Consider the following 18011-nt stretch of genomic DNA (forward strand, 5'->3'; position numbering starts at 1 on the left):
CCCCGCCGCGCGAGTGCGGTCTCAGCAGGACACGTCGGCCGCCGGCATCGTGCCGTCGACCAGGAACGCGGTGGTCGCCGCCCGCCCGCACGCGTTGTCGTGATTGACGTAGGCGCCGTGGCCGCTCTGGTCCACGCTGACCAGCCTGGCTCGGTCACCGAACTTCGCCCGCAGCAGCTCCGCGTTGCGGTGCGGGGTCACCGGATCGCGCCGGTTCTGGACCAGCAGGACATTGCGCGGCCCCTTGTCCTCGACGCGTACCGACGGCTCGGCCGGTGCGCTGGGCCAGAAGGCGCAGGGCAGGACGTTGGCACTGGCCGCGCCGAAGAGCGGGTATTTCGGGCGGTCCTCGGCGACGGCGCGGCGGTAGGGCTCGGCGCCCTTCGGCCAGGCGACATCATTGCAGGTCACCGCGATAAACACCGACCAGTTGTTGTCGGCCGGGTGCGGTCCCTGAGCGGGCGGTACGGCCTCGGGCGTTTCGGCGGTGGGCTCGGCCAGCTCGCGCTGCAGTGCCGCGTCGTCGTTGTCGCGCACGGTCCGCCAGATGTCGCCGATCCAGTCGTACTGGCGGGGGCTGTAGAGCCCGAAGTAGGTGATGAACCGGAACGCGCGGCCGTCGAGGCTGGGCATCGGGGTCTCGTCGAGGCGCCGCGCCAGTGCGAGATAGGTCTCGCGCACCTGCTCGGGAGTCGCGCCGAGATGGTCTTCGCCGTCGCGTTCGGCGAGCCGCCGCGCGAGGTCGGGGAAGGTGTCCTCGGCGCCGAGGCCGAACCGGCGGATGCCGTCCTGGTCCAGGTGGGTGTCGGCGAGATTGCTGTCGAGCACGACCCGGTCGGCCCGGTCCGGGAACATCGACGTGTACGCGGCCCCCAGCGCTGAACCGTAGGACGCCCCGTAGAAGCCGGCCTTGTCCTCGCCGAGCGCGGCGCGGATGCGGTCCAGGTCGCGGGCCATGTTCGCCGTCGACAGATGCGGAATCAGGTCGTCGTTCGCGCAGCGCCGGGCGACGTCCTCGGCGATCGCGGCCTGTGCGGTGACGGCGGCGTCGTCCACCGCGTACGGCGGGATGTTGCCGGTGTAGTTCAGCTCGGTGGTGAAGCCGCAGCTGACCGGCGCCGAGTGGCCGATGCCGCGGGTGTCCATGCCGATCAGGTCGTAGCTCTCGGAGACCGCGGTCGGAAGCCCGTTCGCGACCAGGTCGGAGCCGAAGGTCAAGCCGGACCCGCCCGGGCCGCCTGGATTGAGCAGCAGGATCCCGCGCCGCTTGTCCGGGTTGGTCGCGGTCAGCCGCGACACCATCAGATCGATCGTGGGGCCGTCCGGCGCCGAGTAGTCGACGGGCACCGGCACGGTGGTGCACCGCAGCTCGGGTGCCGCCGCCTCGGCGACATCGGCGGGGCATGCGCCCCATCGAGGGTGCGGCACGTCCGCGGAAACCGGCGCTGCCGCAAGCGAACCCGCGAGCATCGCGGCGGCTAGCAACGCCGCGGCGCCGGTGGGGTGGCCGTTCGTGAGATTCCGGATCATGGGATTCCCTTTCGCCCGATCCGTATCGGATTCGCACGGACCCTCCGTGGGTCGTACCGTTCCAACACGCTGTACTAGAGCCGATGCCGCGAGACTAGCACAGTGTGCTAGTACACTGTGTTGGTGAAGGATGGGAGGATGGTGGAGATGCCGGAACGGGAGCTCGGTTCCAAAGAGAAGATCATCGTCGCGGCCGCCGAGATGCTCGGGGAGAACGCGGGCGCGAACCTGTCGGTGCGCGCGGTCGCGGCGCGGGCGGGGGTGAGCACCGGTTCGCTCCGGCACCACTTCCCGACCCAGCGCGATCTTCAGGACGCGGTGTTCACCACCATCTACGACGTCGTTCTGTCCGACGGCGAACTGATCCGCGATCGTTCGAAGCCGGCCCGTGAGCGGCTGGTGGAATGCCTGCGCCAGGTCCTCGCGCTGACCAGTGTCGGAGCGCAGGCGCGCCAGGCGTGGGGCAAGGTCTATGAATCGTTCATCGCGCCCGAGCCGACCGACGAGCTGCGCGCGTCGTATCTGGCCATCGAGCGGGAGGCGCGCCGCCGCACGGAATACTGGCTCGCGGTTCTCGTCGAGGAGGGCGCCCTGCCCAAGGGCGACAACACCCGGCGCGCCAGATTCCTGTGCACGGTCCTCAACGGCCTCGCGGTCGAACGCGCCCTCCCCGCCGAGGAATCGCTCCTGCACTCCGAAGCGCAGACCCTCGACGCCGCCGTCGACTGGGTCTTCCGCTCGGAAAGTGCTTGAGCGCGAACGCTTCCTGGTCTCGGCTTCGAGTCCCGGGGTCGTCGCTCAGGCGCTCGCGGTGTGCTGGGCGGCCGCGTCGGTGTTGTGGGAGACCCGGCGCAGCAGGTCGGCGAGGGTGCGGCGCTCCTGCTCGTCGAGTCCGTCGAGCAGGCGGTGGTCGCGTTCCGCGCGGCTCGGCAGTTCGACGTCGACGAGTTCGCGCCCGGCCGCGGTCAACCGCAGCAGCACCACTCGGCCGTCCCGCTCGAACGGGAGCCGTTCGATCAGGCCGATCTTCGTCAGCCGGTCGGCGTTCTTGGTGGTGGCGGCGCCGCTGGTCATGGTCCGCTCGGTCACCTCGCTGGCGCGGAGCGGACGGTCGGCGCGGGCCAGGGCGCACAGCACCTCGAACTCGCCGCGGGTGATACCCCGGGGCGCGAGCGCGCGGTCGAGCTGATGCAGCGCCAGCGCGCTGATCCGGTTGATGCGCCCGATCACCTCGACCGTGGAGGTGTCGACCTCGGGATACGCCCGAGCCCATTCGGCCCGAACGCCGTCGACGAAGTCGGGGGAGGTGTCGCCCATGGCTCCATCCTAGCGATCGGTTTCACACTATTTCAGATGTATTTTACTAGTGAAATATATCTAGGATGGAGAGGTGCCCACCGATCTGCTGAACCCACCCCGTGTCGCCACCGCCCGCCTGCGGCACTCCGGTGGCGCCCTGGCGCACTCGGTCTCCGCGTCGACGTGGCGGCGCGCGCTCGAGGTGCGACCCGCCGACGCGACCGTGGCCGCCTCGCTGCGCGTCGGCGCCGCCGCGGCGCTGGTGTTCGTCGGTTGCGGCCTGCTGGATCTACGGCAATACGTCGGCTTCGCGGTGCTCGGCGCGCTGGCCTCGGCGTTCGCCAGACACGAGCCGCTGGTTCGGGTCACGGCCAAGGTGTCGTTGGTCGGCGCGCTCGTCGTCGCCTTCGTCGCCGGTGGTGGCCTGCTCGCGCTCGCGCGGGTGCCGATGTGGGCCGAGGTCGCGCTCATGGCCGTCGGGGCCGCCGTCGCGGCGATGTCGGTGTCGGCGTTCCGGATCACCGGGCCAGGTCCGGTGATCCTCGTCTTCGCGGCGACCGCGGCGGTCGGCTCCGTCGCGGTGCCCGGCGATATCGTCCACGCCTGCGTCGCGGCGGCGATCGGAGCCGGGATCGGCCTGCTCGCGCAGCTGGTGCCCCTGCTGGTGCTGCCGCTCGGCCCGGCCCGCCTCGCCGTCGCGCGAGCGCTGTCGGCCGTCGCCGCGCTCGATGACGGCAGGCCCGTCGAACCGGCCCGCGCCGCCATCGCGCAGGCCCGAGAGAAGCTGGCGCTCAGCGCTGTTCGCGGTGCCGACTCGCACCACCACCGCGACCTCGTCGCCCTGCTCGACGAGGCGGAGGCCGCCGTCGACGACTGGGTGGCGGGCGACCCGGCCAGACTGCTCGACGTGGTCCGCCACGAAGCCGAACTGCGAAAGATCAAGCGGCGCAGCGTCATCTTCGACCGCGTCCCCGAAGTCTCCGCGCTGCCACGCCCCGAGGGCTTCGTGGCGATGGGCCTGTCCGGGCTGCGTTCGCGCCTGGTGCTCGGCAACGCCGCCCGCATCGCCCTCGCCGCGGCGTGCGCGGGCTGGTTCGCCGCGGCGGCCGGCCTGCACCACCCGCTCTGGGCGTCGATGGGCGCACTGGCCGCGATGCAGGGCGTCTCCTACGCGATGACCGTGCAGCGCGGCATCCAGCGACTGCTCGGCAATGTCGGCGGCGCCCTCGTCGGTGCCCTGCTGATCGGCGCGGGCCTCGGCTACTGGGCCACCGCTCTGGTCATCGTGGTCCTCCAGGTGACCGCCGAAATCATGGCCACCCGCAGCTACGCCCTCACCTCACTCGCGGTCACCCCGATGGCGCTGCTCATGGTCGGTCTCGGCACCCCCATCACCCCCGAGATCGGCGTCAGCCGCATCATGGACACCCTCATCGGCGTGGCCATGGGCGTGCTCATCGCGGCCTTGACCATCAGCCACACCGACCGCCACCACCTCCCGGAATCCGCCACGGCGTGAGGCTCACCGCCCGCGTTCGGCCGACCGCCGCATCGCCAGGAGCGTGAGCGCCAGGACGACAGTGGCCACAGTCGCCGCCAGGTAGCAGAGGACGGCCACGCCGCTGATCGTGTGGTAGACCTCGGCCTCCGCATTGGTCAACGTCCCCGAATCGCTGAACAGCGCCACGATCGGAACCCCGTTCTCATCCGCCACATCGGTGAAGTCGGGCATGGTCGCCGCCGCTGTCAACAACGCGGCATACACCGTGGCGAGCGCGACCCCGCACGCCACCCGCACCCGCGCCCCACCCTGCCGCATGACCGGCACCGTGACCGCGACAGCCAGCACCGACGGCGCGAACACCACAAGAAACCCACCGAAGAGAAAGATCACCAGCAGCCATCCGCCCGCCGAGAACCGCAGAGCGGTAACCGCGAGCATCACCAGCAGTTGCGCCCCGAGCGCTGCCCAGGTGATGGCTTTGGCGTCGATCCCGGCCGGATTCCGAGCTGTGATGGTGGATGTCATGCACCCATGCTCGCCGCCTCTGCCGCGCTGGAAATCCGTACGACTACTCAGCGGCACCCGGTAGTTCCGCGAACCGGAACACCGCGCGGTGCCCTGGCCGGCCCGCTGTCAGTTGACGCAGTTTCGTCGATCTGCCGGGTCCGGTTTCGTCGATCTGCCGACACCCCTTCCGTCGATCTGCCGAACCGGTGTCGGCTTCGGGTCGGCTGCTCTGAACGCGACAATCCGCGCAAGCTGGTCACGGTACGGACGTTCGAGTTCGTATCCAGTGCTCGCCTGGTGCGGAAGATCCGCCGAATGCAGCATTAGTATGCGTTAGGTTGGGTACAAGCCAACTGAATGCATAGTTATGGAGGGTACCGATGGCAGAGCATCGCAGCACCGTGCTGCCCAGCGACCTCTGGCGGGCACCGCTCCGAACGCTGCGGCCGAAGGACTTGGCCCACATCTACGCCCAGCCGCGGCCTGAGGTCGCTCGGCTCGTCGATCGAGGCGTGCTGCATCGTGTCGCTCGCGGCTACTACATCATCGTGGCGCCGGACCACATCGGTCGGACCTGGTTGCCCGGCCTGGAGGCGGCGGCCGCAGGTATCGCATCATCCATATTTGGGCCGGACCAGGCCGTAGTCATGGGTATCAGCGCGGCCCGCATGCTGGGAGCCGTACCCCGTGCGCTGGCGACGGCGATTGTCGCGGTTCCCCGTCAGCACCGGCCGATTGCGCTGACCGATCGTTCGGCGCACGTCCTGTTCGTCCGTCGCGACACCGAGGCGCTCGACGCGGAGCGTGTCACGACGCCGCTGGGCCCGGCGCTGGTCACGACGCCGGAGCAGACCGTTCTCGATCTCGCCCGACGCCCGGACCTCGGCAACGCGGAGGCGGAAGTTCGTCCGGCAATCGAAACGCTTTACCGCCGAAGCGATTCGAGCAGACTTGCGCAGCTCGCCGCGGACCAGCGCCTTGGCGCGGCACTTCGACGTGCGGAAGATTGGGTGGGGGCATGAGTATCGGCAACCGGGACAGCGTCGCCGCTCGATTCGGGGTTTCCCCGGAGCAGGTCGAGCGCGATCATCTGATCTCTCACCTGCTGGCGGCGATCGGCCGCGGGTTCCAGGATCGACTGCTGTTCATCGGCGGAACTGCTCTTGCTCGCACCCATCTGACGAGCGGCCGGCTCAGCGAAGACATCGACCTGGTCGCGCTGGGCAACCGGACCGCATTGGCGGCCGACCTCGACACGACATTGCCGCGATCTGTTGCGCGGAGCCACGGGCGGCTCGAGTGGGAAGCGTCGTTGAGCAGTGTCCCGGACACTGGAGCCGCTCTGCTTCGCTCCCCGTCGGGCGTGTCCCTCGAGATCCAGTTGCTGTCGGCCCGGGGCCGACCGGCATGGCCGACAGAACTCCGGAATCTCGATCAGCGCTACAGCGATGTGCCCCCGGCCGAACTTCTGGTGCCCACACTGGCTGCCTTTGTGGCGGGGAAGACAGCGACGTGGCACGACCGCCGCGCATCACGCGACCTGTGGGATCTCTGGGCGCTGAACAACATCGGCGCGATCGACAGCGCCGCTGGAGCGCTGTACCGCAGGTACGGCCCGACCAACCGTCTACCCACACCGCAATTGTTCGATCGCGCGCCGGACGAGGACGACTGGAACGCTCAACTGGCCGGGCAGACCCGATTGGAGATCAGCGCTGAGACCGCAATACGTGAGGTTCGGGATGCGTGGGCACGCATTGCCGAGTGATGACGTCGAAGCGATTCCAGATTCGGTCGCTGACTCTTTCACTGTCGCCACATTCAACGTCAACGGGATCCGCGCGGCACGGCGGCGTGGATTCGACCAGTGGTTGCGGGCGCGGTCGGTCGATGTGCTCGCGTTGCAGGAGCTGCGTTGTGCCGCAGCCGATGTGGGGACCTTTCCGGGCTATTCGGCGGCGATGGATGTCGGTTCCGTGGCCGGCCGTAACGGTGTGGCCGTACTGACGAGGGTTCCCGCCGCGGCCGTGCGGACGTGGGTGACCCACCCACCCAGGGCTCGCGGACTCGGTGAGTTCGCCGCACAGGGACGCTATATCGAGGTCGATCTGGCCGATCGCCCGGTGACGGTGGCCTGCCTCTATCTCCCCAAGGGCGGTCTGCCCGCGCACCTCCAGCGCCCGGGATCGATGCGCGAACAGCCCGACGGTGGGATCAAGTACGAACGGAAGCAGAGGTTCCTCGCGGCGTTCGCCCGCGAAGTGCATCGGAACCGGCTCGCGGCCCTGAGCGCGGGACGCGAGTTCGTCCTCACCGGGGACCTGAACATCGCGCACACCCAGCACGACGTGACCAACTGGCGCGCTGCCCGCACGATGGACGGCTTCCTGCCAACCGACCGCGAGTGGTTCAGTTCGCTACTCGGCACGCGCCGGCTCGTCGATGTGGTGCGACAGGTGCACGGCGAGCGGCCGGGCCCACTCACCTGGTGGAGCTGGGCCGGTCAATCGTTCACCAAGGATGTGGGTTGGCGAGTGGACCACCAACTCACGACACCGGGTCTCGCCCGCCTCGCCACTGCTGCCGTCGTGGACAAGGAACCGTCTCCCGCGGAGCGCCTCTCCGATCACGCCCCGCTCGTAGTGACCTACTCAGCGGGCGCGGTCGTGCTCCAGCCATAGGACCGGTCACGGCGCCTGCGGTACAGAGTTCCACTCGGACCGAGGCCGACACCGAGTCGCGCGGATCAGTATCAAGCGTGTCCATCGCCCTGTTGGAGTACTAGCCGGCGATGGATCGTGGATCCGCGTACGAGATGAGCATGTCGATTGCTCGGTCGAGGTCACGCTTTGCGCGATCGGGATCGGGATTCACCAGGTACTGGATGATGAGACCGTCCATCATGGCCAGACCCAAGCGGCCGAGGGTCGCGAAATCCACCGCGCATCGTTCGTCGGCGGCGCGGGCGGCCTGTTCCCAGAAATCGGCGACCAACGAGGTGTAGCGCTCGTACTGCAACTGCGCGAGTCCGCCGGGGCCCTCGCTGCGGACCGAGTACATGGCCAGTTCGTATTGCATGATCTGCAGTCCTGGCGCGTCTGCCACCAGGCCCCGCCACACACGTTCTACGCCGTGTCGAATCGCGTGTGCCAGGCCTCGGTCGAGTGCCGCGTCGGCCTGGAGGGCCGCCACGACATCGGCGGTCGTCGTGTGGATGACAGCACGGAGCATCGAGTCCTTGGAGGCGAACACGTAATGCAAAGTGCCGAGCGGGATTCCGGCTTCGGCGGCGACGGCGCGCAGGGTGGTCCCGGCGACGCCGACGGAACCGAGCACACGGACGGCGGCAGCGACGATGTCCTGTTCGCGCTGCGCTGCCTTCACGTAGGCCAACGTGCCCCTCCTCCAGCCGCGTTCCTCCCACGGCAAATCGAGTCGTACGTCCGTCCGACAAAAATGGTAGCCCACACGCCGCCGCTGTAGACAGTCAGGCCGCGTCCCTCTAGAAGGCGGCTTCGTCGAGTTCCATGATCGAGGAGTCGATCTCGGAGACGACCGCCCAGTCGGCACTCAGGCGGGGCAGTACCGTCCTGGCGAAGAACGCGGCGACCGCGACCTTGCCCTCGTAGAACGCGTGGTCGGTGCCACTGTCGGCGGAATCCAGTACGGTGACCGCGATTTCGGCGGCGACGAGCAGGCGCCATGCGATGAGCAGGTCGCCGACGGCGAACAGGAAGCGGACCGATTCCACGCCGATCTTGTTCAGCTCGGCGGGGGTCTGCCGGGCGGCGAGCAGGTGGCCGGTGAGTCGACCCGCCATGTCCTGCACGTCCTCCAGCGCGGTGGCCAGCAGGATCTTCTCGGTCTTCAGGCGGCCGTTGTCGACCGTGGTCTGCCTGACCTGTCCGGCGATGTGGGCCAGTGCGACGCCCTGGTCGCGGGCGATCTTGCGGAAGAAGAAGTCCTGCGCCTGGATGGCGGTGGTGCCCTCGTAGAGGGAGTCGATCCTGGCATCGCGGAGGTATTGCTCGACCGGGTAGTCCCGCAGGAAGCCCGAACCGCCGAAGCACTGCAGTGATTCGGTCAGGCATTGATACGCGCGTTCGGAACCGACACCCTTCACGATCGGCAGCAACAGACCGTTGACCCGTGCGGCCAGTTCGGCGTCGGCGCCCGAAACATGCTGGGCGACAATCGGATCCTGGTGGGCGGCGGTGTAGAGGTAGAGCGAACGAAGACCCTCGGCGTACGCCTTCTGCGTCATCAGCGAGCGACGCACATCCGGGTGATGGGCGATGGTGACCTTCGCGGCCGTCTTGTCGAAGACCTCGGTCAGCGCACTGCCCTGCACGCGTTGCTTGGCGTATTCCAGCGCATTGAGGTACCCGGTCGACAGGGTCGCGATCGCTTTGGTGCCGACCATCATCCGGGCTTCCTCGATGACCTGGAACATCTGGGCGATGCCGTCGTGCACGTCGCCGACGAGCCAGCCCTTCGCCGCAACGCCGTGGCCGCCGAAGGTCAGTTCACAGGTGGCCGAAGCGGTGAGGCCCATCTTGTGCTCGACGTTGGTGACGAACACGCCGTTTCGTTCGCCCGGTGCGCCGGTCTCGGCATCGAAGAGATACTTCGGCACCAGGAACAGACTCAGCCCCTTGGTCCCGGGCCGCGCGCCCTCGGGGCGGGCCAGGACCTGGTGGACGATGTTCTCGAACAGGTCGTCGGAGTCGGCGGAGGTGATGAACCGCTTGACACCTTCGATGTGCCAGGAGCCGTCCTGCTGCTCGATCGCCCTGGTTCGCATCGCCCCCACATCCGAACCGGCATCCGGCTCGGTCAGCACCATGGTGGCGCCCCAATCGCGTTGCACCGCAAGCGTTGCCCAGTGCCGCTGCTGCTCGGTGCCGATGCCTGCGACGATGTCGGCCATGGTCGGCCCCGTCAGATACATGTACGCGGCGGGCTGCGCACCGAGGACGAATTCACTGATCGCCCAGCTCAGCATCCGCGGGGCGGGGACACCGCCGATCGCCTCGGCTTTCCCGACCCGCCACCACTGGCCGTCGGACCAGGCACGCACCGAGCGTTTGAACGCCTCGGGCAGCCGCACCGTATGTGTCGCCAGATCGAACTCCGGCGGAGTGCGGTCGGCCTCGGCGAAGGATTCCGCGACCGGCCCCTCGGCCAGTCGCGCGGCCTCGGTCAGCATCGCCCGCACGGTATCGCCATCCAGATCACCGAACGCTCCGGTCCCCAGGATCGCCTCCAGGTCGAAGACCTCGAACAGATTGAACTCGAGATCACGCACATTGCTCTTGTAGTGGCCCACCGGCCGCCCTCCTCGGTGTCGGTCTTGACGATAGAATCTAAGTCGGTCAACCGTACGACAAATTGTAGGCCAGTGGTGACGGCGCTGTGCAAGTAGAAGTGCAGGTCTTGTGTATCGGGCGCACTCTGTGGCCTACTGGATGTCGGACGTACGTCCGACATATTTCCGCACCAGGATCACGCCGGGACAGGGGTCGCGCATGAGGCAGGAATCAGCAGACACAGCAGGGACGCCGGATGCGACCGTGCCGGTGGTGGTGGTCGGCGCCGGATTGTCGGGGCTCGTCGCCGCTCGTGAGCTGCGCCGACATGGTCTCGAAGTGGTGGTGCTCGAGGCGGACGACCGGTTGGGCGGGCGCGCGTTGAGCGAGACGACCGCGCTGGGCTCGCGGGTGGATCTGGGTGGGCAGTGGATCGGTCACGACCACCACCGCGTCACCGCGCTGGCCGCCGAGCTCGGTGCCGAGAAGTTCACGATGCACACCGGGTTGTTGCCCGCCGTGCTCGACGGGTCGCGGAAGCTGCCGCTCTGGTCGCCTTCGCTGCTGTTCACCGGCGTGGTGATCGCCGCCGTCGAGGTACTCGCCCGAGTGGGTGTTCCCCAGCGGTACAACACGATGACGCTCGCCGATGGGCTGGGCAAGCTGCCCGGGCGCACCTCGCGCCGACTGCTGGAGCTGGCCGCGCTCATCTCCTGGACCGCGGATCCGGATCAGTACTCGATCCATGCGATGACGAGGATGATCCGGCACCAAGATGGTCTGCGCACCTGCCTGGCCACCCGCGGCGGCGCCCAGGAAGCACTCCTGGTGGAGGGATTCGGCGCGATCGTCGACGGCCTCGCCGGCGAACTCGGGGACCGGGTGCGGTCGCGCCATCAGGTCACCTCGATCACCCAGGGCGAGGACGGGGTCACCGTGGACACGACCGCGGGGCAGGTGCGGGCCTCGAAGGTCATCGTCACCGTCCCCCCGCCGAACTTGCGACGCATCGACTTCGAACCCCCGCTGCCCGCCCACCGGGCGGCGCTCGCCCGCACCACCCTCATGGGTTCGGTCTACAAGGCGATCGCGGTCTACACCAGCCCGTTCTGGCGCGACCGCGGCAACGGGGAGTTCCTTGTGCTCGACGCGCCGGGCCGGGCGATCTTCGACACCAGCCCGCCGACGGGGCCGGGGCACCTGTGTGTCCTGGTGGGCGGACCGGAAGCGCGCGCACTCGACCACCTCGATCCCGCCGAACGGCGCGCGGCACTGCTCGGCGCACTGGCCGAACACCTCGGCCCCGAGGTGCTCGAACCGGTGAGCTGGCACGAAAAGGCCTGGCATCTGGACGAATACACCGGCGGCGGCTACCTGGCTCTGCCGAGTCCTGGGACCACGGAAGGGATCTTTCCGCTGGATACGACACCGAGCGGCGACATCCACTGGGCAGGCACCGAATCCGCGGGAGACCATGCCGGCTACTTCGAAGGCGCCATCGAATCCGGCACCCGCGCGGCGGCCGAGGTGGTCGCGACGCTGACCCGCCGGAACTGACGGAAGGACATCATGGCAGGCCTGGCGAATACACCGGCACAGACCGTCGACGAACCGCTGCGATCAGCGGTCGGGGCGGTGGTCACCGCGCGCGGAGTCTTCGACTCCGGCGCGACTCGGCCGCTGGATGCCCGCGTCCAGCGGCTGCGGGCGCTGCGCACGCTGCTCACCGACAACGAGGCGGCGTTCGAGGCGGCTCTGTGGGCCGATCTACGCAAGAATCGAGCCGAGGCACAGTTCACCGAGATCAGCGTGGTGATCGCCGAGATCGATCACACGCTGCGCCACCTGCGGCGCTGGGCACGGCCCGAGCGCGGTCCGGTCCCGGCGGCACTGTTGCCGGGGAAGGCGCGGGTGGTCTCCGAGCCGCTGGGCGTGATCCTGGTGATCGCGCCATGGAACTATCCGGTGCAACTCCTCCTCGACCCGCTGGTCGGCGTGCTGGCCGCGGGCAATACCGCGGTCCTCAAGCCGAGTGAGCTCGCCCCGGCCACCTCGTCGCTGATCACCCGGCTGGTGCCGACGTACTTTCCCGACGGCTCGGTGCGCGCGGTCGGCGGTGGTGTCCCCGAGACGACCGCGTTGCTCGAGCAGCGATTCGACCACATCGTGTTCACCGGCAGCGGCACGGTGGGTCGGATCGTGATGCGGGCGGCGGCCGAGCACCTGACGCCGGTCACCTTGGAGCTGGGCGGCAAATCACCGGTCTGGTTCGACGACGACGCCCACCTGCGGGCGGCCGCACGCAGACTGGCATGGGCGAAGTTCACCAACGCCGGCCAGACGTGCGTTGCCCCCGACTATGTGATGACCACCCCCGACCGGGTGCCCGCGCTGGTCGAGGCGCTGCGCGAGGCGATCACCGATATGTGGGGCACCGACCCGCGGGCCGGTCGCGACTACGGGCGCATCGTCAACGAAAGCCACTTCGACCGCCTCGTCGGCAGTCTCGACGGCGCGCGGATCCTCGTCGGCGGCGACCACGATCGCACCGACCGCTACCTCGCACCGACCGTGGTGACCCTGCCCGGGCACCATCCCGGTCTCGGACCGGGCGCCGCGCATCCGCTCATGCGTGCGGAGATCTTCGGCCCGATCCTGCCCATCGTGGCCGTCGACTCGCCGCATCGCGCGGTCGAGCTGATCAACAGCTGGGACAAGCCGCTGGCACTGTATGTGTTCTCCGACTCGGCCGACACCCGCCGCCTGTTCGAACGCCACACGTCCTCCGGCGCGGTGGTCCATGATGCGGGACTGATCCACGTCGCCGCCAACGGCCTGCCCTTCGGCGGAGTAGGAGCCAGCGGCATGGGCGCCTATCACGGCAGTTACTCCTGGCGCACCTTCTCTCACCACAAACCGATCCTGCGCAAGCCCTTGACTCCCGACACCCTGCGCCTGATCCAGCCGCCCTTCACCGGCCTCCGCCAGCGCCTTGCCACGCTGCTGATCCGCCACGGGTGAGTCGGTCGCGCCGCGACTCGACAGCACACCGTCCACTCCCACGAAAAGGACAACGATGACCGAATACGCCGCCGAACTCGCAGGTATGGGCCTGTTCACCGGCATCGCCCAGCACGAGAACTTCTGTCGGATGCACACCGTGGTTCCGTCCGCCCGCATGACCGCCTCGTCCGAACCCCAGCAGTGGCCGGTAGGTGACCCGATGGAACTTCCGGCAAGCTACGAATTCGCCGGCCGGTCGAAATCGTTCGAAGACTTCTTCGTCGAGACCGACACGGCAGCGCTCCTGGTTCTGCAAGGCGGGGTGATCCGGCACGAGCAGTACGCGCTGACCGGCGGTCCCGACGTACCGTGGATCTCGATGTCGGTCGCGAAGAGCGTGGTTTCCGCGCTGGTCGGAATCGCCGTCGCCGAGGGCCACATCCGAAGCATCGACGCACCGATCAGCGATTACGTACCGGTAGCGCCGGGCTCGGCTTACGACGGAGTCTCGATCAAGGATGTCCTCCAGATGTCCTCGGGAGCGCGGTGGAACGAGGACTACAGCGACGTCGACTCGGACGTGTTTCGCCTGAATGCCGCGATGGCCGGGCTCGGCACGCTCGACGAGTTCGTCGCTACCGTGGTGCGCGACAACGAACCTGGCGCGGTCTGCCGGTACAACTCCGGTGACACGCAGGTACTCGGCGCGTTGCTGGTGCGTGCCACCAAGCGGTCGATCACCGAGTACACACAGGAGAAGCTGTTCGAGCCGCTCGGCATGACCTCGCCCGGATACTGGCTGCTCGACAGCACCGGCATGGAGGTCGCGTTCGCCGGGCTGAACATGACGGCACGGGACTTCGCGAAATTCGGTGAACTCTACCGAAATTCGGGCAGGTGGCAGGGCAACCAGATCGTCCCTGAGGATTGGGTCCGTGCCTCCGTCACCCCGGATGCTCGGCACTTGCAGCCGGGTCGGCCGATCGTCGGGACCCACCGGTTCGACGACTACGGCTATGGCTATCAGTGGTGGGTCCCCGCGGGCGACCGGGGTGAGTTCAGCGCGATCGGCGTATACAACCAGTTCGTCTATGTCGATCCGACAGCGGACGCTGTCATCGTCAAGCTCTCCGCCAATCGGGCCTACGGAACCTCCGACGGAGAGTCGACCAACCGCGAGGCCGAGACACTCGCCTTCCTCCGGTCGATCACCAGCATGCTGCGTAGCTGACGGAGACTCCCCGGCCGGCAGGCGGGATACGACGGCACACTGCTGCACCGACACAACGTTCTGACTTGCGGCAACGGGTGTCGCAGGTGGTGCCCTCGGCAGGACACACAAAACATGGGCAACCGGAAAACGCCTGGTCATCGTGGATTCCTACACGGTCTAGCGACCCCGGTCCGCCTGTGCCGATCATATCGCGCGGTGAGTTAAGAGCTGACAACAGTGTGTCGCTCCGGCGCTGTCAGCTGCTCGGCAGCGCTTCGCCTACGGTGAGCGTGTGATCGACTTGCGTGCACGCCGCGACCTGCAGCGTTTGTTGCGGTGGCTACCGTTGATGTTGATCCCGATACTGTTGTTGGCCAGCACGTATCCGGGCCAGTACCGGGTGCCGACCTACTATTGGCTGCTGGCGTTGGCCGCCGCAGTGGTGTTCGTGGCGGTCGCGCGGTGGCCGTTGGTGGTCTCGGTTGTGCTGTCGTCGTTGGCGGTGCCGATGCTGCGTGCACCAGCGTGGGGTGTGTCGGGGCTGGTGCCCTATCTTGGTGCGGTTGCGCTGGTGGTCGTCATCGCCAGGACGCATCGATGGGCGACGGTGGTGGTCGCAGCTGCGGGTTGGGCGGCTGCGATCGTGCTCGGGCGGGTTGGTTTGCATGAGACTTCCATCGGGCGTGCCTATATCGCAGTCGAAGTAGCTGCCTATGCAGGAGTTCCGTTGTTGTTGGGCTTGTATCTGCGTGGTCAACGCGATCTTGCCGACAACTTGCGCAGGCAGGCCGCCGACGCCGAGGCGCGCACGCGCATCGATGAGCGCGCAGCCATGGCCAGAGAACTGCACGACGTGGTCGCTCATCACATGGCTTCGATCATTTTGCGGATCTCGGTCGCCGGACATGTTGTTCGTGGGGCGGATTCGCGCATCGTCGGGGTGCTCGACGATGTACGGGCAACCGCCGCCGACGCGCTGTCCGATATCCGCAGGCTCCTGACCGGGTTACGCGATCCAGCGCTGGGTGTGGTGGCCTTGGTTGACAGCGATGCGGTGGCCACCGAGATCGCCGCGGCCATTACCCGCGTCCGTAGTGCTGGATTCACCGTCGACGCGCAGATCGACGCCGAGCTCGGCGGGCTGGACGCGATCAATCGTCTGACGCTGTTGCGGTTGGTGCAGGAATCGCTCACTAACGTGATGAAGCACGCGGATCGCGACGTTCCGGTGATGTTTCGGATCAGCAGTGATGAGGGCGGTATCGCGATGGTCGTGCTCAACGGTGGGCGTGCCCACGGGGTGCCCCATGGGCACGGCCTCGTCGGAATGCGGGAACGTGCTGAACTCGCGGGTGGCGCACTGACCGTTGGCGCTGAGGACGATCATTGGGCCGTGCGCGCCCGGCTGTCGGTCAGCAAACGCGAAGACACCAACCTGTCGTGATCGCCGTGCTAATCAGCGGCGGCCGACGTTTCGGGTGCGCTTGTGTCGGATCGGATCCGGTGCCGGGTCGGTAGCCACCAGTTCCAGTCTCCGAGCAGTCGCATGAGGGCGGGGACGAGGACGAGGCGGATCAGGGCGGCGTCGAGGAAGACGGCGACGGCGAGGGCTAGTCCGAGTTGTTTGAGTTCGAGGATGTCGGCGGTGAGGAAGCTGGCGAAGATGGCGATCATGATCGCGGCGGCCGCGGTGATCGGGCGGGCGGTGTGGGTGAGCCCGGCGGCGACTGCGTGCTGGTTGTTGCCGGTGGCATCCCAGTATTCGCGCATGCGGCGGATGAGGAAGACCTCGTAGTCCATCGAGAGGCCGAACAGCAGGGCGAACACGACGGTGGGCAGGTAGACCTGGACGAAGCCGGGACTGGTGAAGTCGAGGAGGTTTTCGCCGAGGCCCCATTGGAATACCGCGACGGTGATGCCGAGGGCGGCGCCGGTGGCGAGCAGGTTCATCGCGATGGCCTTGACCGGCAGGGCGATGCTGCGGAACGCGGCGATGAGGAAAATCAGTGAGGCAGTCAGCACGAGGGCGACGACGAGCGGCAGTTTGGTGGTCATTTCGTCGGAGAGGTCGACGAATTCGGCGGTGCTGCCACCGATGCGGACCTCGACTCCGGCCGCGTCAGCCGCTGCGGTGCGAAGGTCGCGAATGAGGTTGGTGGCCTCCATGGAGTCGAACGCGACTGACGGGATCGCCATTGCCAGTACTCGTCCGTCGTTGAGTTGGGTGGGGAGAACGGTGGCGATGCGTTCGTCGCCGGCGATCTCGGTCAGGAATCGGTTGACCCGTTCGGGCGCGTCGCCGCTGAGTGGGGTGTCGCCAGGGCCGGTGGCGATGATTTCGACTGGTGAGAGTGCTCCGGCCGGGAAGTTGGTGGTCAGTGCGGTGGTGGCGCGTCCGGTGGGGGTGTCGTCGAGGGCGCTGGTGCCCATATCGAGGCCGTAGCGGATCCCGAATACCGGGAATGCAGCGATGACGAACACCGCTACTGCGGCCGTGCCGAACAGGACCGGTCGGCGCATGACTAGATACGCCCAGCGCGCCCAGCGACCCGGGCTGGCACCAGGAAGGTCGGTGACGCTGTCGGCGGGGCGCCAGCGGGCCGGGAGTGCGCCGCGGTTGACGGCAGGGCCCAGGACTGCGAGCAGGGCGGGAAGCAGGGTGACGGCGACGATGAGCATGCTGATGACAGCGGTGGCGACGCCGATGGCAATGCCACGGAAGATCGGTGCCTGGATGATGATCAATGCGCAGAGCGAGATCATCACCACCAGGCCCGAGACCAGAATCGTCTTGCCTGCTGTGGCCAGTGAGCGGCCGACCGCGGCCGCGATCGCGGCGTGGTCGGCGACCACGGGATGGGCGAGTTCTTCGCGGAAACGGCTGACGATGAACATCGCGTAGTCGATACCGACGCCCAGGCCGACCATGGTGGCCATGGCCACGGTCAGCGAATCGAACACGGTCACCGTGGTGAGACCGAACAACACCCCGACAGTGGTCAGCAATCCCGCGATGGCTACTCCGATCGGGACCGCCGCGGCGACCAGGGCGCCGAGCGCGAGGACGAGCAGGATGAGCGCGACCGGGATGCCGATCGCCTCGGCGCGAGTCAGATCGGCGTTCTGTAGTTCGGTGGCCGCGTTCTGCACCGCCGAATATCCGGTCAGTCCCACCTCGACGGAGTCGTCGCCCGTGGTGGCGATAGCGCCCTGCAGGTCGCGGGCGACCCTCGCGCGTTCTGCCATGTCGCCGCCGATACCGACCAGCGCGATCGCGACGTGCCCATCAGCCGAGATCTGGGATCCGGGCGGCCCGTCGTAGGGGCCGATGACATCGACCACGCCCGGCACCTCCTTGGCCGCGGTGACTGTGTGAGTCACCGCTGCACGGAAGTCGGAGTCGTCGGCGGTGAGGGCAGAGGATCTCAGCACAATGACCGCCTGCTCGGCGCCGAACTGTGGAAAGTGCTGGGCAACAAGACGATCGACCCCGGTGGACTCGGAGCCTTCGACGCCGAAGTCCATGGCACCGAGCCGGTTTTCGAGTAGTGGGTAGGCCACCGCACACACCGCCAGTAGTAGCGCCCAGATCGCCAAGACCGCGCGTCTGCGTCGGGCCATGAGAACGCCCCACCGATACAGCAGC

The 18011-nt window shown here is 67.8% G+C and carries 15 protein-coding genes; 9 read left to right on the forward strand and 6 right to left on the reverse strand.

All coding sequences use genetic code 11. From position 1 onward, the window contains the following. Positions 1-21: 21 nt before the first annotated feature. Positions 22-1530: an alpha/beta hydrolase gene (locus QH270_RS32935; RefSeq protein ID WP_280348603.1), complete on the reverse strand. Its 1509-nt coding sequence runs from the start codon at positions 1528-1530 to the stop codon at positions 22-24. A 138-nt stretch (positions 1531-1668) separates the two neighbouring features. On the opposite strand from QH270_RS32935, the gene QH270_RS32940 reads away from it, so the two are divergent. Continuing rightward, complete coding sequence (locus tag QH270_RS32940) at positions 1669-2283, forward strand: TetR/AcrR family transcriptional regulator (protein ID WP_280348605.1); 615 nt, start codon at positions 1669-1671, stop codon at positions 2281-2283. 45 nt (positions 2284-2328) lie between these two features. On the opposite strand, the gene QH270_RS32945 is transcribed toward QH270_RS32940, so the two are convergent. After that, entirely contained in the window at positions 2329-2847 is a 519-nt protein-coding gene (locus QH270_RS32945; protein WP_280348607.1) for a MarR family winged helix-turn-helix transcriptional regulator, read from the reverse strand. 73 nt (positions 2848-2920) lie between these two features. Between QH270_RS32945 and QH270_RS32950 the strand changes: the two genes are divergently transcribed. Then, the gene (locus tag QH270_RS32950; RefSeq protein ID WP_280348609.1) at positions 2921-4348 is read left to right on the forward strand and encodes an FUSC family protein; all 1428 of its coding nucleotides are present in this window, start codon (positions 2921-2923) and stop codon (positions 4346-4348) included. Positions 4349-4351: 3 nt separating this feature from the next. On the opposite strand, the gene QH270_RS32955 is transcribed toward QH270_RS32950, so the two are convergent. Continuing rightward, positions 4352-4858, reverse strand: a complete 507-nt coding sequence (locus QH270_RS32955; RefSeq protein ID WP_280348611.1) for a hypothetical protein — start codon at positions 4856-4858, stop codon at positions 4352-4354. Positions 4859-5220: 362 nt separating this feature from the next. Here QH270_RS32955 and QH270_RS32960 point away from each other — a divergent pair, with 362 nt between their 5' ends. The 3 genes from QH270_RS32960 to QH270_RS32970 are packed head-to-tail and all read left to right on the forward strand — an operon-like array spanning position 5221 to position 7521. Then, complete coding sequence (locus tag QH270_RS32960; RefSeq protein ID WP_280348613.1) at positions 5221-5862, forward strand: type IV toxin-antitoxin system AbiEi family antitoxin domain-containing protein; 642 nt, start codon at positions 5221-5223, stop codon at positions 5860-5862. Further along, positions 5859-6608, forward strand: coding sequence for a nucleotidyl transferase AbiEii/AbiGii toxin family protein (locus tag QH270_RS32965; protein ID WP_280348615.1), 750 nt, complete (start codon positions 5859-5861; stop codon positions 6606-6608). The genes QH270_RS32960 and QH270_RS32965 overlap by 4 nt, the downstream gene beginning before the upstream one ends. Next, positions 6583-7521 (forward strand): exodeoxyribonuclease III, encoded by a 939-nt coding sequence (locus QH270_RS32970; protein ID WP_280348617.1) that lies wholly within the window; start codon positions 6583-6585, stop codon positions 7519-7521. Before QH270_RS32965 ends, QH270_RS32970 begins: the two co-directional genes overlap by 26 nt. A gap of 100 nt (positions 7522-7621) precedes the next feature. Here QH270_RS32970 and QH270_RS32975 read toward each other — a convergent pair whose 3' ends face one another. Together QH270_RS32975 and QH270_RS32980 are read right to left on the reverse strand one after the other, a co-directional pair. Beyond that, positions 7622-8224 (reverse strand): TetR/AcrR family transcriptional regulator, encoded by a 603-nt coding sequence (locus QH270_RS32975; protein ID WP_280348648.1) that lies wholly within the window; start codon positions 8222-8224, stop codon positions 7622-7624. Positions 8225-8342: 118 nt separating this feature from the next. Then, a complete protein-coding gene (locus QH270_RS32980) occupies positions 8343-10169 on the reverse strand; it encodes an acyl-CoA dehydrogenase (RefSeq protein ID WP_280348619.1) in 1827 nt (608 codons plus the stop codon). 199 nt (positions 10170-10368) lie between these two features. Between QH270_RS32980 and QH270_RS32985 the strand changes: the two genes are divergently transcribed. From QH270_RS32985 to QH270_RS33000, 4 genes are all read left to right on the forward strand, one after another. Then, positions 10369-11706 (forward strand): flavin monoamine oxidase family protein, encoded by a 1338-nt coding sequence (locus tag QH270_RS32985; RefSeq protein ID WP_280348621.1) that lies wholly within the window; start codon positions 10369-10371, stop codon positions 11704-11706. Positions 11707-11718: 12 nt separating this feature from the next. Beyond that, positions 11719-13170, forward strand: coding sequence for an aldehyde dehydrogenase family protein (locus QH270_RS32990; RefSeq protein ID WP_280348623.1), 1452 nt, complete (start codon positions 11719-11721; stop codon positions 13168-13170). Positions 13171-13225: 55 nt separating this feature from the next. Continuing rightward, positions 13226-14383, forward strand: a complete 1158-nt coding sequence (locus tag QH270_RS32995; protein WP_280348625.1) for a serine hydrolase domain-containing protein — start codon at positions 13226-13228, stop codon at positions 14381-14383. 274 nt (positions 14384-14657) lie between these two features. Further along, positions 14658-15809 (forward strand): sensor histidine kinase, encoded by a 1152-nt coding sequence (locus QH270_RS33000; protein ID WP_082392796.1) that lies wholly within the window; start codon positions 14658-14660, stop codon positions 15807-15809. A gap of 8 nt (positions 15810-15817) precedes the next feature. On the opposite strand, the gene QH270_RS33005 is transcribed toward QH270_RS33000, so the two are convergent. Further along, positions 15818-17986: an MMPL family transporter gene (locus QH270_RS33005; RefSeq protein WP_082857933.1), complete on the reverse strand. Its 2169-nt coding sequence runs from the start codon at positions 17984-17986 to the stop codon at positions 15818-15820. Positions 17987-18011: the final 25 nt, after the last annotated feature.

Origin of the sequence: Nocardia neocaledoniensis (assembly GCF_029868625.1) — a bacterium.
GTDB lineage: Bacteria > Actinomycetota > Actinomycetes > Mycobacteriales > Mycobacteriaceae > Nocardia > Nocardia neocaledoniensis_A.